14 protein-coding genes and 1 tRNA gene are annotated in these 15,272 nt (G+C 32.7%); 3 read left to right on the top strand and 12 right to left on the bottom strand.

The window, feature by feature from the left end; genetic code table 11:
* Position 1: 1 nt before the first annotated feature.
* The 7 genes from CSUIS_RS06305 to gpmI form a co-directional block, all read right to left on the bottom strand.
* Positions 2-1,087 (bottom strand): SPFH domain-containing protein, encoded by a 1,086-nt coding sequence (locus CSUIS_RS06305; RefSeq protein WP_086298003.1) that lies wholly within the window; start codon positions 1,085-1,087, stop codon positions 2-4.
* Between the two features lie 10 nt (positions 1,088-1,097).
* Positions 1,098-2,021: a branched-chain amino acid transaminase gene (locus tag CSUIS_RS06300; protein ID WP_086298000.1), complete on the bottom strand. Its 924-nt coding sequence runs from the start codon at positions 2,019-2,021 to the stop codon at positions 1,098-1,100.
* A 496-nt stretch (positions 2,022-2,517) separates the two neighbouring features.
* Positions 2,518-3,450 carry an acetyl-CoA carboxylase carboxyl transferase subunit alpha gene (gene accA, locus CSUIS_RS06295; protein ID WP_086238015.1) on the bottom strand — a complete coding sequence of 311 codons (933 nt, stop codon included), beginning with the start codon at positions 3,448-3,450 and terminating at the stop codon, positions 2,518-2,520.
* On the bottom strand, positions 3,450-4,661 hold the full coding sequence (locus CSUIS_RS06290; protein ID WP_086297997.1) for a beta-ketoacyl-ACP synthase II: 1,212 nt from the start codon (positions 4,659-4,661) through the stop codon (positions 3,450-3,452). The genes accA and CSUIS_RS06290 overlap by 1 nt, the downstream gene beginning before the upstream one ends.
* A gap of 43 nt (positions 4,662-4,704) precedes the next feature.
* Positions 4,705-4,938, bottom strand: a complete 234-nt coding sequence (gene acpP, locus CSUIS_RS06285; protein ID WP_086238013.1) for an acyl carrier protein — start codon at positions 4,936-4,938, stop codon at positions 4,705-4,707.
* A gap of 57 nt (positions 4,939-4,995) precedes the next feature.
* Positions 4,996-5,739 carry a 3-oxoacyl-ACP reductase FabG gene (gene fabG / locus CSUIS_RS06280; protein WP_086297995.1) on the bottom strand — a complete coding sequence of 248 codons (744 nt, stop codon included), beginning with the start codon at positions 5,737-5,739 and terminating at the stop codon, positions 4,996-4,998.
* Positions 5,740-5,750: 11 nt separating this feature from the next.
* The gene (gene gpmI / locus CSUIS_RS06275; RefSeq protein ID WP_086297992.1) at positions 5,751-7,214 is read right to left on the bottom strand and encodes a 2,3-bisphosphoglycerate-independent phosphoglycerate mutase; all 1,464 of its coding nucleotides are present in this window, start codon (positions 7,212-7,214) and stop codon (positions 5,751-5,753) included.
* 173 nt (positions 7,215-7,387) lie between these two features.
* On the opposite strand from gpmI, the gene mraY reads away from it, so the two are divergent.
* The 3 genes from mraY to CSUIS_RS06260 all read left to right on the top strand — a co-directional run bounded on the left by mraY (position 7,388) and on the right by CSUIS_RS06260 (position 9,804).
* Complete coding sequence (mraY, locus tag CSUIS_RS06270) at positions 7,388-8,452, top strand: phospho-N-acetylmuramoyl-pentapeptide-transferase (RefSeq protein WP_086297990.1); 1,065 nt, start codon at positions 7,388-7,390, stop codon at positions 8,450-8,452.
* A 4-nt stretch (positions 8,453-8,456) separates the two neighbouring features.
* Complete coding sequence (gene murD / locus CSUIS_RS06265; RefSeq protein WP_086297987.1) at positions 8,457-9,656, top strand: UDP-N-acetylmuramoyl-L-alanine--D-glutamate ligase; 1,200 nt, start codon at positions 8,457-8,459, stop codon at positions 9,654-9,656.
* A gap of 72 nt (positions 9,657-9,728) precedes the next feature.
* Positions 9,729-9,804 (top strand) — tRNA-Phe (locus CSUIS_RS06260).
* 794 nt (positions 9,805-10,598) lie between these two features.
* Here CSUIS_RS06260 and CSUIS_RS06255 read toward each other — a convergent pair.
* Genes CSUIS_RS06255 through CSUIS_RS06235 form a run of 5 tightly spaced genes read right to left on the bottom strand, consistent with a single transcriptional unit; the run spans position 10,599 to position 15,175 of the window.
* On the bottom strand, positions 10,599-12,611 hold the full coding sequence (locus tag CSUIS_RS06255; protein WP_086297985.1) for a hypothetical protein: 2,013 nt from the start codon (positions 12,609-12,611) through the stop codon (positions 10,599-10,601).
* A gap of 1 nt (position 12,612) precedes the next feature.
* On the bottom strand, positions 12,613-13,329 hold the full coding sequence (locus CSUIS_RS06250) for a glycosyltransferase family 2 protein (RefSeq protein ID WP_086298604.1): 717 nt from the start codon (positions 13,327-13,329) through the stop codon (positions 12,613-12,615).
* A 1-nt stretch (position 13,330) separates the two neighbouring features.
* Complete coding sequence (locus CSUIS_RS06245) at positions 13,331-13,672, bottom strand: hypothetical protein (RefSeq protein WP_086242298.1); 342 nt, start codon at positions 13,670-13,672, stop codon at positions 13,331-13,333.
* Positions 13,669-14,838: a hypothetical protein gene (locus CSUIS_RS06240; protein ID WP_086297982.1), complete on the bottom strand. Its 1,170-nt coding sequence runs from the start codon at positions 14,836-14,838 to the stop codon at positions 13,669-13,671. The genes CSUIS_RS06245 and CSUIS_RS06240 overlap by 4 nt, the downstream gene beginning before the upstream one ends.
* Entirely contained in the window at positions 14,831-15,175 is a 345-nt protein-coding gene (locus CSUIS_RS06235; protein WP_086242296.1) for a nuclear transport factor 2 family protein, read from the bottom strand. Before CSUIS_RS06235 ends, CSUIS_RS06240 begins: the two co-directional genes overlap by 8 nt.
* Between the last annotated feature and the right edge of the window lie 97 nt (positions 15,176-15,272).

Raw genomic sequence — 15,272 nt, 5'->3', positions numbered from 1 at the left:
CCTAATTTTGTGCTGAAATTTGCTTTTGTTTATCTTTGGTATCAACCCAGATATTTGGGACAGCCCCGCCAGGAGTTAAGAAAATTTTCGCATCTTGATTGGTTTTTAAAGCTTCATTAAACCCTTTTTGAGTCTCAATTTGTTTGAGTTCTAAAAGATTATTTGTTAAGCTTCTTGCGATTTGCGAATTTGAGTAAGCTTGTGCATCAGCTTCGATTTTAACGGCATCTGCTCTACCTTGAGCTTCGATTTTAACAGCTTCGGCTGTTCCTTTAGCAAGGGCTGCTTTTTTAAGTGCTTCTTGATTTGCTCTTTCAACCTCATATTTAGTTCTTTCGGCTTCTTGTTTGGCTATTTGGACTCTTTCTATTTGCTCTTTTACCTTTGGTGGAAGGATAATCTCTCTAAGCTGCACGCTAGCAAGCTCTACAGGCTGGTTTGGTTGCTTATCAATATCAGAGCGAATTCCCATATCGATAGCTGCAGCAATATCATTTCTACGCTCTGGTAGCTCTTCTGCTGTGTATTTACCTGTTACATTCCTAACAACATTTCTAACTACTGGGTCAATTATCTTGTTTTCCCAGCTAAATCCCCATGCGGCTATGGTTTGCGGTGCGTTTTGTGGATTTAGGCGGTATTGGACGGTAATGTCCATGCTAACTGGAAGTCCGCGTGAGTCAAGGACTGAAATTGTATCTTTGGTCTCTATACCGCTACCACGATAGTTTGCTTCGTTTCTACCCTCGCTTGAAGTGTAGTTGATTTGACGCACTTTGGTATCAACTACTCTAACTTCTTGTATGAAAGGCAAGAAGAAGTGAAAGCCAGGTTGAAGTGGATTTGGGTCAAATTTACCAGCAGTGGATTTGATGCCCACTTCACCAGAGTTTATCACTACAAAAGGCTTAGCAACGGCTAAAACTACAATTATCGCTATCAAAGCGTAGATTATACCACTAAATTTACCTAATCCTCCACTGAAATTTGGCACATTTGGCTTTTTAAAATTGAAATTTGGCTTTTTCTCATCGCTATTTGAGTTGCCATTTTTTTTATTAAAATAGTCGTTTAAATCTGCAGGCAATTTCTATCCTTTAATTTATGTAAGTAATTAGATTTTCATATTTTACATTTCTACCCATCACAACCTCAAAATATGCGTCTTGAAGTTCTTTTGAGACCTTGCCTCTTTTGCCACTACCTATAATGCGGCTATCTATTTGGCTAATTGGAGTAACCTCCGCAGCAGTGCCAGTAAAGAAAGCTTCATCGGCGTTATAAGCCTCATCTCTTGTGATTCTTTGGCGTAGGACTTCGTATCCTAAATCTTTTGCGATTTGGATTACATTTTTTTGTGTGATACTCTCTAGGCTAGTATCATTTGGTGGGGTGATTATTACGCCATCTTTTACTATAAAGAAGCATTCGCCACTTCCTTCAGCTATAAAACCTTGTGGATCAAGAAGTAGGGCTTCATCGCAACCAGCTTCGTGTGCTTCGAAATTTGCCATTTGAGAGTTGAAGTAGTTTGCACTTGCTTTGGCCTTTGCCATCATGGAAAATGGAGCTGGCTTCATCCAAGAAGCGATCTTGACTTTTATCCCATTTTGGAGTGCTTCTTCACCCATATATGCACCCCATTGCCATGCTGCTATAGCTACATTTACAGGGCAGCCAATGTGGCTTACACCCATCTTGCCATATCCTAAGAATACAAGCGGGCGGATATAGACATTATCTGTGTAGGTATTGCTTTTTAGTAAATCTATGTGAGCTTGATTTATCTCTTCTTGAGTAAATGGAATTTTAATCCCGCAAGCCTTAGCTGATTCAAATAGCCTTTTAGTATGAGCTTTAAGGCAAAATATCGCTAGTCCCTTTGGTGTCATATATGCTCTAACGCCTTCAAATACGGCATTTCCGTAGTGTAGTGAGTGGGTTAAAACATGAGTCGTAGCCTCGTGCCATTTGACTAATTTACCATCATACCATATATGTTCTGCTTCTGGTAGTGCCATAGTAACCTCTTTGTGAAAAATTTTTAGGCAATATTTTAGCTAAATTTACTTAATATCTTTTGAATAGTGTAAAATTTAATCCATACTTTAAAACCTAGTAATTTAATATAGCTTAAATTTAAAGCTTTTGATATTTTGTGAATATGGTTTAAGAAATTGCAGTTTTACCCAATATAATTTATAGTTTCAATTTATTGATATATAAATTTATTTTTAAGAATATGAGAATTTATATAAATTTTTTATTTATATTTGGTAAATTTATCCCATTTTTATAATAGATAAATTCTATTATTCATCTATGAAATACCTACATAAGCACTCTTAAAATTTAATTATTTTGATAGTGATTTTAAAGGTGTTTTAATATTAAAAATTTATTAAATTAACTTTTAAAGATAGGTTAGGGTACTACAAAGGATAAAATTAACATTTTAAGCATTGTAAAGAGATAAATTTAATGAAATTTAGCCAATAGATTTGGCTAAAATATTGATTATTCGTAAGCCCCAATTGAGAGAATTTTTTCCATTCTAGCACTTACAACTTCATCTATTGATAATCTGTCTAGCTCATCTAATTTAGTTCTAATATACTCACCAACTGCTGATATAGCGCCATCTTTGTCTCTGTGAGCACCCATTATAGGCTCATCTATAACATCATCAATTAAATTTAACTCTTTTAAGTCATCAGCTGTAATTTTCATAGCCTTTGTTGCAGCTTCGCTTTTGCTAGGGTCATTCCATAAGATGGCAGCACAACCCTCTGGCGAAATAACAGAGAATACAGAGTTTTTCATCATTGCCAATTTGTCAGCTACACCAATGGCGAGTGCCCCACCACTACCACCTTCGCCGATAACTATGGCAATTGTACGTGTTTTAAGCTCACTAAGCTCAAACAGATTTCTTGCAATTGCTTCGCTTTGACCGCGTTCTTCAGCTCCAACTCCTGGATAAGCTCCTGGAGTATCTATCAAAAATATCACTGGAATTTCAAATTTCTCAGCAAGTCTAGCTACACGCAAAGCCTTTCTATAGCCTTCAGGATGTGGCATACCGAAATTTCTCATAATTTTATACTTTGTTCCACGACCCTTTTGCTCGGCTATAACTATAACTTTTTTATTGCCTATATAGCCACTATAGCAGACTATCGATGGATCATCGGCATAGGCTCTATCGCCGTGAATCTCATAACTATTAGTCAGAAGTGCTCTGATATAATCAAGCGCATAAGGTCGATCTGGATGTCTGGCTAAATTTAAGCGTTGAAATTCATTTAAATTCTTATATGTTTTGCTTATCTCTTTTTCTAAATTTTTACTTAAGATCTCTATAGCATGTTCATCGCCTCTAATCTTAGCATTAGCTATATCTTCATCGATTTGCTGAATACCTTTTTCAAAATCAAGATAGCTAGCCATTATTTTAGCCTTTTAAAGATTACTGAGCCATTTGTCCCACCAAAACCAAATGAGTTACTCATAACAGCGTTTAATTCGCAATTTCTAGCAGAATTTGGAGTATAGTCTAAATCGCACTCAGGAGCTCTATCGGTTTGGTTAATAGTAGGTGGAATAATGCCTTGTTGCATTGCCATTACTGAGATTACGGCTTCTATAGCACCAGCAGCACCTAGGCAGTGACCTGTCTGACCTTTTGTAGAGCTTATCGCTGGAATATCACTGCCAAATACGGCTTTTATGGCTGCCGTTTCATTGGCGTCGTTTGCCGCTGTTGATGTGCCATGAGCATTGATATAATCAATTTTAATATTTCCTGCCATTTCTAGGGCCTTACTCATTGCTCTTTGTGGGCCATCTAAGCTAGGACTTGTGATATGATGAGCGTCACTACTTTCGCCAAATCCGACTATTTCAGCATAGATTCTAGCTCCTCTAGCCACTGCACTTTCATACTCTTCTAATATTAATGCTCCAGCACCTTCACCCATTACAAATCCATCTCTATTTGCATCAAATGGTCTTGAAGCGGCCGCTGGATCATCGTTTCTTGTAGATAGTGCTTTCATAGCAGCAAATCCACCTATACCCACAGGGCAAATAGCAGATTCAGCACCGACTACTAGCATAGCTTTTGCTTCGCCAATCATAATGCTTTTGACAGCTTCGCATATGGCGTGAGTTGAGGCGGCACAAGCTGTAACGCTAGATACATTTGGACCTTTTAGATTGTGAGCTATGCTGACTAATCCACCTAGCATATTTACCAAAGCAGAAGGGATAAAAAACGGAGATATTTTTCTAGGGCCTTTTTCTAAACATATATTTGAGTTTTTCTCGATATTAGGTAGGCCACCAATACCAGCTGCTGAGCTAACGCCAAATTCGTTTGGATCAAAATCTTTAAAATTCGCATCAATCATGGCATCTTTAGCGGCTTTTAGTCCTAATTGAATAAATCTATCTACCTTTTTTATCTCTTTTGCTTCCATTACACTAGCTGGGTCAAAATCATCTATTTGAGCCGCTATTTGCACTGGAAAATCAGTAGCATCAAATAGGGTTATCTTTTTTACTCCTGTTTTGCCATCGCAAATATTTTTAAAAGATATATCTTTATCAAGACCTAGTGCATTTATCATGCCTAAACCAGTTACTACCACTCTTTTCAATGCTACTTCTCCTAAAATTTAAATTTTTAACCATTATGGCTAATTATTTTTTTAAACCTTCAACATAATTTACAACATCTGCAATGCTAATTAATTTTTCAGCTTCACTATCTGGAATTTCAACATCAAATTTCTCTTCTAAAGCCATAACTAGCTCAACAACATCTAATGAATCAGCACCTAAATCTTCAATAATTTTTGACTCCATTTTTACAGCATCAGCTGCAACGCTTAGTTGTTCTACAACAACATCTCTAACTTCGTCAAATACTGCCATAATTTTCTCCTAAAATAAAAATGAGTGTAATCTTACTATAATTTGCCTTAAAGTTTGCTACATATATAATCCGCCGTTGATTTTAAGCGTATCACCTGTGATGTAGCTTGAATAATCGCTTAATAAAAACGCCACCGCTGTAGCTACTTCTTTTGCTTCGCCTAATCTTTTAAGTGGGATATTTGCCAAATAATTTGCCTTAATTTCATCGCTTAATGAATCTGTCATATCTGTAGCTATAAAGCCAGGAGTTACGCTATTAAAGCGGATATTTCTACTAGCTCCTTCTTTGGCAAAGCTCTTACTCATAGCTATCATACCGCCTTTGCTTGCAGCATAGTTTGTTTGACCTGCGTTACCCATTTCGCCTACGATTGAAGCGACATTTACCACTGAGCCAAAGCGTTTTTTGCTCATTACTTTTAATGCTTCACGAGAGCCTATAAATGCACTTTTTAAATTTGCGTCTATTACGCTATTAAAGTCATCTAGGCTCATTCTAATTGCTAATTTATCATTTGTAATTCCAGCATTATTTACAAGATAGCTTAGCTCTCCATCGCTTTGGACTATTAAATTTATAGCTTCGGCAAATTCTGCCTCATTTGTAGCGTCAAATTTAATCACAGCAGCGTTGTCGCCATCATTTTGTATTTGAGCTTTTAGAGCATCAGCAAGATCTGGATTTGATCTATAATTTATCCAAACTTTAAGCCCAAAATTAGCCAAAACTTTGCAAATTTCAGCTCCAATTCCACGGCTACCGCCAGTAACTAAAACATTTTTTCCGCTAAATTTCATTATTTATCCTTTTAAAATAGTGGTTTATCCATAACTTTTGGAATTTCTATATCCATTAGTTTTAATATTGTTGGGGCTACATTGCTTAACCCACCATACTCTATATTGGTTACTCCATCAGCAATTAGATAGCTGAATACATCAAATGTAGTGTGATTTGTAAGAAGTTCGCCACTACTATCTTGCATAGCTTCGCAGTTGCCGTGGTCGCTGATTTGCATATATGAGTATCCATTTTCTAAGGCTTTTTTAATCACCTTACCAAGGCACTCATCTACAGCTTCAACTGCTCTTATAGCGGCATTATAATTGCCAGTATGGCCGACCATATCGCCATTAGCGTAATTGACAACGATAAAATCAACCCCATTTTCAATCCCTTTAAGCACAGCTTGAGTAACTTCATATGCGCTCATTTGTGGCTTTTCATCATATGTTTTTACCTTTGGGCTAGGGATTAAAATCCTAGTTTCATTCTCCACTAAATCCTCTTTTCCGCCATTGAAAAAGAATGTAACATGGGCGTATTTTTCAGTCTCAGCAGTGTGGAGCTGACTAAGACCATTTTTGGCTATTACTTCAGCTAAAGTATCCTTAATATCATCATTTTCAAACATTATAGGAAAGTTAAATTTATCATCGTAATTTGTCATTGTGACTAGATTTTCGCAGATATTTTCACGATCAAATTCATTAAAATCCTTACTGGCTAAAGCAGCACAAATCTCCCTTGCTCTATCATTTCTAAAGTTGATAAATACTATACCATCACTAGCTTGAATTCCGCCAAAATCCATAAAGCTAGCTGGCTCTATAAACTCATCAAAAACGCCATTATTATATGAATTTTGTATATATTCATCTGGCTTTATACTTTGGATATTTTGGTTTTTGGCTATTACTTCATATGCTTTTTGAACTCTCTCCCATCTATTATCCCTATCCATAGCATAAAATCTACCGCTTATGGTGGCGATATTAAATTTATCTTGTAAGGATTTAATGAAATTTAAGCCACTTTTTGGGCTTACATCTCGTCCATCTATTATTGGGTGAGTATAGACGATTTTGCCTTCATCTAGGCAAATTTGAGCCACAGCGTCAAAATGATTTAGGTGAGAATGCACGCCACCATCGCTATATAATCCTATTATATGCACCCTTTTTACTCTATTTAATAGCTCTTTTAATGCTTTATTATCTTTTAACTCATTGCTATTTATAGCTTTATCAATTTTAACCAAATTTTGATATAAAATTCTACCGCTTCCTATAGTCATATGTCCAACTTCGCTATTTCCCATCTGGCCATCTGGTAATCCAACTGCTAAGCCGCTAGTTTTTAGATAATTTTTAGCCGCATTTTTCTCTAGCCACTCATATGTAGGCTTTTTGGCTGCGTTAAAAGCGTTAAATTTATCACTAGGATTATATCCGATTCCATCGGTTATAACCAATATAGATTTTTTACCCATTAACTTTAACTCCTCGGTATTTTAAGGCAAATATATAAATTTACTCGCAATTTTATCAGTAAATTATAAATATATATAAATTTTTATTTTTTTATCCATGATTTACCGATTTTTTATCAAAAAATTTATATAATTTTATCCTTAAAAATTAATATGGAATTTAGGAAAATTTAGTGCTTTACTATATTTATGATTTTTTCGGTGTGAATTTTTTTAGCTATTTGACCGTTCGTGCTCAAATAAGCTTCTTTTTAGCTTTTATTCTTACTCTTATTTTTATGCCTAAATTTATAGCTTGGGCTAGGGCTAAAAATGCCAATCAGCCAATTTATGAATTAGCCCCACAAGCTCATCAGCAAAAAAGGAAAACCCCTACAATGGGTGGCGTGGTTTTTATAATTTGTGCCATTGTAGCTACCATATTTAGCGCAAATTTAAATAACGCTTTTGTTTTGATTGGGCTTTTTGTTTTGGGTGGATTTTGTCTGCTTGGATTTTATGATGATTATAGCAAGATAGTAGGTAAGCAAAATCACGCAGGGCTTAGTGCTAGAGTGAAGTTTGTATTTCAAATTTTATTAGGAGTGGCTACTGCTGTTTTTTTATATTTTTTTAGCTCACTAGATGCGATGTTTTATATACCATTTTATAAATATCCTATTTGCGATATATCCATATTTGCCGTTGTTTTGTGGATTTTGGTGCTTACTTCTGCTTCTAATGCTGTGAATTTAACCGATGGATTAGATGGTCTTGCTAGTGTGCCTTCAATTTTAGGGCTTTTGACTTTGGGGATTTTTGCTTATTTGATGGGGCATGCGGTTTATAGCTCATATTTACTGCTACCAAAGGTGGTAAATTTGGGCGAGATAGTTATTTTAGTTACGGCTTTAATAGGTGCTTTGCTTGGATTTTTGTGGTTTAATTGCTATCCAGCTGAAGTCTTTATGGGAGATAGCGGAAGCCTTAGCATTGGGGCGTTTATCGGCTATATGGGGATTGTGACTAAAAATGAGCTTTTGCTTATCATAATAGGCTTTGTATTTGTGGTGGAGACTCTATCTGTGATTTTGCAAGTTAGTAGCTTTAAAATCAGGAAAAAGCGTATATTTTTAATGGCTCCTTTACACCATCATTTTGAGATGAAAGGGTGGAGTGAAAATAAGATTATCGTGCGGTTTTGGATGATAGCTTTGGTGGCAAATTTGATTGCTTTAATAGCATTAAAACTAAGGTAAAACTATGATAAAATCACTATTTGGTTACGCAGGAACGACAAAATCAATCGCTAGAAGTGGCGGCTGGAATATTTATGATGATAAATTTGAAGTAGTTAGTAGCGACGAGCATGGAAATGCTTTGTTGCCAGTAGATAAATTTAATCCTAATCTAAGTAAGCTTGAGATTCCAAGTCCTGGATTTCCGCCATACCATAAGCTTATAAAATCAGCTAAAAATATAATTAGTGAGTATGATTATTTTAGAAATTATACGCCAAAGAGTATTTGGATTAGCGGTACAAATGGCAAGACTACAACGACTAAAATGACAGAGCATCTCTTAAGAAATAGGGGCGCTATAATGGGTGGCAATGTGGGAATTCCGCTTGGGGATTTGGTGGATAAAAAGGCTAAAATTTGGATCTTAGAAACTAGCTCTTTTACTATGCATTATACTAAATTCGCAAGTCCTGATATATATGTGCTTTTACCTATTAGCGATGATCATATAAGTTGGCATGGTAGTGCTAAAGAGTATGAAAAGGCTAAGCTAAAACCACTATCTATGATGAGAGAAGGGGGCGTGGCTATAGTGCCAAAATGCTATGAAAATATCAGATCTAATGCTAAAATTATAGGCTATGAAGATGAGATTGATCTGGCTAATAAATTTAGTATTGATATTGGTAGGATTGATTTTAGGGTGCCATTTTTGATGGATGCGATTATGGCATTAGCTATTGAGAATATCATATTTAGCTCATTGAGTATAGATCTGCTTAATAAATTTATAATTGAGCCTCATAAACTTGAGGAGTTAAGAGATGGTAAAGGCAGATTGTGGGTAAATGATACTAAGGCTACAAATATTGATGCGACGCTTCAAGCTTTAGCAAGATATAGTGGCTTAAAAATACATATTATACTTGGTGGAGATGATAAGGGTGTAAGCATTCAAAAGGCCGTTGCTACTGCGGCTAGGCAAGGTGCTTTAATCTATGCTATAGGCTCAAATTGCGATGAGATAACCAAGATGGCTTGTGGGCTAAATGCAGATGTGTATAATGCCAAAACATTAGAGAATGCTGTAAATTTGATAGATAAGGCTATGGGTAGAGATGATGTGGCTTTGCTTAGTCCAGCTTGTGCTAGTTTAGATCAATTTAGCTCATATGCCCAGCGTGGGGATAAGTTTAAAGAGTATATATCGCAGATTTTGTAATTTTGATTTTTGAGTTGAATTTTATTTGATTTTAAGCTTTATTTTAATATAATTTCAACTCCTTTTTAAGGTGGTTGGATAGCTCAGTCGGTAGAGCAGCAGACTGAAAATCTGCGTGTCGGCAGTTCGATTCTGCCTCTAACCACCATTTTTATTCTATATATCATTTTGTGTATTCAAATAATGCGTGTCTTGATTATATTGCTTTTTAATATTAATTGATATAAATTTTTTAATTTAAGCCTTTTAAATTATTAATTTGGAGAAATAATGTCAAGACAAAATAAGAACATCTTGTGGTGGTGGCGTAAATAGGTAATATAAATACACTTCTAGCTAAGACTTTGGGAATTGTGTATTTTATACTATATTCTAATATAAATAAAAATATTTTGAATATGGAGATGAAATTGGTGCGATAATATAGCAAAAATTAATGACTAGATACTATAATATGCAAGCTTTAAAAAAAGTCATACTAAGGATTATTTGCGTATAAAACATAACTCGATTATAGAAAAGATTGTATTATGGTTAGGTTTGATTGTATCTGTAATAAATAGGGCTTCTTAGTATAAGAACTTTTAGTGTCGGAACATTTTTTCTTGGTTTGTTTCTTATTTTAGTTATAATACTTTGTATTTGGATCTTACCAAAAATTAAAGCATTTACAAAACTTCTTAAATTCATAGATAAATACAAAAGTGATTTACCTATAAATAATTATTAAATATAAAAATATTTGAATTAAGAGGATTTTCTTACATAAATTTCAGAAAACTTAATTGGGTATTAAATATTTTATAAATAGATTAATATTTATATGTTTTATATTAAATTTAATTATGTTAGCTATATTTTATAATGATATTTAAGTAGCATAAGGCTACTTAAATGAGGGTTGATTTACATCAATACTAAATTTACAAAATCAAAGCTAAGTTATTTATCATTAATTTTACAATTTTTATGCTCTTTGGTGATTTGTTTGCATTTAAACCATAACCATAGATAACCAAGCTTAAATTTAGATTTATCAGCATTTATTAAGGCTTCTCCAAGCTTATAGCTTAAATGATTTTTACATTTTATAGCTTCTTTATAATCAGGATAGGTTTCAAGAGGTGGAAGCTTAAGGCTTGGATTATTTTTAATCTTTTCTTGATAGATTTTTTGCTCTTTTTGGTGGGTATCTTTGATATAGCTTAGGATAAATGGCATTTTAATATAGCCTAATAAGCTTTTAGAATTATCGATTATAGCTTGACCTAATTTACAAGAAAGCTGGTTTTTAATGCGGAATTTGGCGGTTAGGTTGGTGGAGGTATTATCGCCAATTTTTATAATTTTATCAATTTTTATTTTTTGTTTTTGACAATATCTATCTATATGCCTAGCTTCATTTGATGGTTGTGGATAATTTGCTTTTATTAATTTAAAAAAATCTATAATTTTATAAACGATATCTTTAGTTAATATATTATTTATTTCTAAATTTTTACAATCTAAAATTACTTCTTCTGATACATCTGGAACACAAAATCCAGTAGATGCAGTAGTATGATGTATCTGATCAGAGGTTATTGGCTCCGTGATGCGATATCCAAGGAGAGTTATATATTTATAAGCTATTTCATGCGGATCAGCCCAATTAAAAATAAATTTATTATTTTTCAGTTGATCTAAATTTTCATATAGACTTGTATAATTTTTTACAGCTTCTCTGTATCCTGCAAAACAAGTTCTTCCACTCCCCCATGTAGTGTAATATTCTGTAATTTCATCATGTCTAATGTTTGTTATCTTACGATAGTCAACAGGATATGGTTTAATATCAACTCTACTCATTATTACAATATCATATAGTGACTTAACTTGATGTTCGTAAGCCTCCATTACTTTAAAAGTCCTATTTTGACTGTAGTGTAATTTAGAACAACCAATATTTTCTCCAAAAGATTCCTGATTTTCTAATTCATAACGTTTGATATTTGGATTTGATTTAATAAAAGCATTAAAATCATCTAAGTTAATTTTTATATTGTATTCATAATTTAATTTTTCATATGTTAAAGGCATATATTTTGCTAATGATTCTTTTAATTGTATCTCTTTTGGTGCAACATTAAGAAAATTAGGTGTTAGCAATCTTTTTACCCAATTATGACCACCGGTCAATGATGGCCATTCTTGATATTCATCCCATGAAAATAAAAAGCAATCAGCATTAAGAGGTTTTGCCATTACATCTATAATTTCTTGCAAATTTTCCTTCCAGGCTCCACGTAATATTCCAAAGAAACATATTGCAATTTTTTTAGGTGCTATATTAAGCGATTTTGTTAAAATATTTTGAGATATAAAATGATATTTATCCCAATAATATCTATTACCAATTGATTTAATTTTTGAATGTAAAAAATATAAGAATATATAATGATAGTTATTTTGATATCTGTTAAGAGAGATAAAAAATTTCTCTTTTTCCTCTTCATCTGTTAAGGCAAAGTAGTCAATGATTAATGCTGCTATATAACTTTTCAATATAATATTTTGACTACTAAATATATGATCTTTAAATGTTTGTAAGGCAAATTCGGATTTTAAAGTGCCACTATTTACTTCTTGAAGTATAATAAAAGCATAAGCTATATCGTTGGCAAATAATTCTTTTACACTGCTTTTTTTATCATCTGAACTCATTAGACTGCATAAATTATCTTTTAAAATTTTAAAGGATATATCTAAATCTAGCCACCAATTAGGTTTATCATTATAATTATCTAATATATTATATAATTTCTCAAGCTGACTAGTGTTATATAAAAAGTTTATATATTCCATCTTTATATCATCAAAAATATCAAAATTATTTTGATATAATCTTTCAGCCATTGAAAAATTCCACATATCTATTGCTTTTTGTATTTGATTTTTAATTGATAGTAATTGCATGTTATCTCCCAATATACTTTTCTAGGTCAGATGGCGTACCAATACCATGCATCTCATCAAATTCCATCAAAAAGCAACCAATTTTAGCTCCATTTTTAATAGCATAGTTATATGCTAGAGCTGTGTAAAACTCATTATTTACCCTATCATTTCTAGCGATCATATCTATTGCTGAATCTACAAATAATCTCCCCTTGGAAAATAGGTAAATTCCAACTGTAGCAATATCCGATATAACCTCTTTTTCTTTTACTTCTACGATTAGATCGCCATTCATTTTTACAAAAGACCATTTTGGGTTTTCTTCTTTATCTTTAAAACATAAAATTGAGCCATCTAGATGCCTATTTTTACAATCATTTATAAAATTGGCTATATCAATATCGACAATTTGATCGGAGTTTGCTATCATTAGTGGAGTATCATTATTTATAAGCTCTCTAGCATGTAATACTGAACAAGCAGTCCCTTCTGTAAGAGATTCTACACCAACGAAGCTAACATTGTAATCTTTGGCTATTACATTACATAACTCTTTTTCTTTTTCTAAATGGGCTTTTTGTAATATAATTATATAGTGTGCATCATCAACGCTTAAATTTTCCAAAACTCTTACTATCATAGGCTTACCAAGAACATCAATAAATGGTTTTGGCTTAGCATATCCCTCTTTAGCAAAGCGACTTCCAGCGCCTGCTGCTGGTATTAAAATATTTATTTTACTCATTATTTTCTCCATATTTTCCTAAATATTTATCATTTTTTGCTGCAGGAATTTTGACTACAACATTTTGCGAGTCTTCCAAAGCCTCAAAATCCGTATCTTCAAATGGGGCTATAGTGATAATATCTCCTTCTTTATAGACTACGCCATTCATTTTAACCACTCCTTTAGTAATCACCGTAATTTCAGTAGCGATTTTATGATAATGCCTTTCTTCATAATCGCCTTTTTTATAGCTTTTAACACCTACTTCTACTTGTTCTGTTTTAAATATATTTGGTTCAAAATCTCCTACAAACCAACCACGAATCATATCTTTTAAATTACCAATTTTCATTTTTTTGCCTTTTTAAATTCTTTTATTATGCGTCTAATTTCAAATAGCAGCCATATACCCCCCCCAGATATAAAGCCGATATTATTAGCTTTTATTAGAGCTTCTCCAAGTTTATAGCTTAGATCATTTTTTATTTTGATGGCTTCATTGTAATCAGGGTAGGATTCAAGTGGAGCTAGTTTTAAATTTGGATGTTGTTTGATAATTTTTTCATAAGATTTTTGTTCATTAATATGCTCTTTTTTAATTGAATACAATTTAAAAGGCATTTTTACATATCCAAAGATGCTTTTTGAGTTTTCTATCATAGCTTGACCCAATTTATAAGAAAGCTGGTACTTTATTATTTGAGTAGCTATATTGGATTGTATATATCTAAAATTATGCATCCTATCTAAATGTATTAGGCAAAATACGCTATTTCTATTTTTTATGTGCAAGGAATTTGGATTACTATGATAAAATTTTATAGAAAATACTTTTTTACTATATGGAGCTATGGTATTATGCTCTATCGCACCCCAATCGGCTAAGCACTCTAAATCTAAAATTTTAAATTTTTGATATGCAATAAGATAAAATCCAAATACCATATAATCAAAACTACAATAGCTAATTTTAGAAAAGTCATTTCTAGCAAAATCGTTATCTAATCCACTTTTATCAAAAAAATCTTCAAGAAATTGGCAAGGATAGATACATAACTGATTAAACCAAAAATATAGTTCTTGCGGGGGCTTTTTATCAAAAAATTTTACAGATTCTTGATATATACCACTCCAATCAGCCTGTGTTTGATTACCATATAGTAGTTTATTTTTTTGAAATTCCTTACACATTTTCATTAAGTTGATATTTTTTATAATCACAGACTCATCATCTAGTATAATAATATACTCATAATCCTTTTGTAAAAGCCATAAACTATATAGTTTCTTAATATTAATTATGCCGTCGCTTAAATTTTTTAATTCATTTTCTAAAACAATACTTCTAAATTCTCCACCATATCTTGCAAGGAAAGCAATCTCATCGTTATAGCTGCTAAATACAAAACACAAATCTGCTTGTTTATTTAATTCACAATCTATAAAGCTACGCATAAATTTGTATGCGTTTTCAAATCTAGGAAGATGTGTGGGTATTAAAAAACAAATTTTATTCATCTTTTGTTCCCTTTGTGTCTAGATACGCCCTAAGCTCGACTATCTTTTCACCTTTCCACTCTATAATATCTACACCTTCTAGTTTTAAACCATCTAAAATTAAGATGAATTCGATAAAAGTTGCATTTTTATCTTGATATATATTTTTTGCGTTAAAACTTAACTTATTTGCACTTTTAAATATATCTTCTATAGCATTTAAACACTTATTTTTGCCAGATATTTTTCTTACCACTGGATCTTGTAGGATAAAGCTCTCATCAAGCAATTTGGCTATTTCATCTAAATTTTTATTATTAAAAGCTTTAATATACTGCTTTGTTAGCATTTTAATCATTTTTTATCCTTTCATATTCGCTGATTTTAGCGTGTGAGTAAAATGTAAAATATCTATCTTTATCAATTTGTAAATTTTTAACAACTTTACCTTGCAA

The sequence above is a fragment of the Campylobacter porcelli genome (genome assembly GCF_002139855.1).
In the GTDB taxonomy this organism is placed as follows: domain Bacteria; phylum Campylobacterota; class Campylobacteria; order Campylobacterales; family Campylobacteraceae; genus Campylobacter; species Campylobacter porcelli.
Note: the sequence above shows the minus strand (reverse complement) of the source record. Positions and strands in the feature narration are given on the sequence as shown.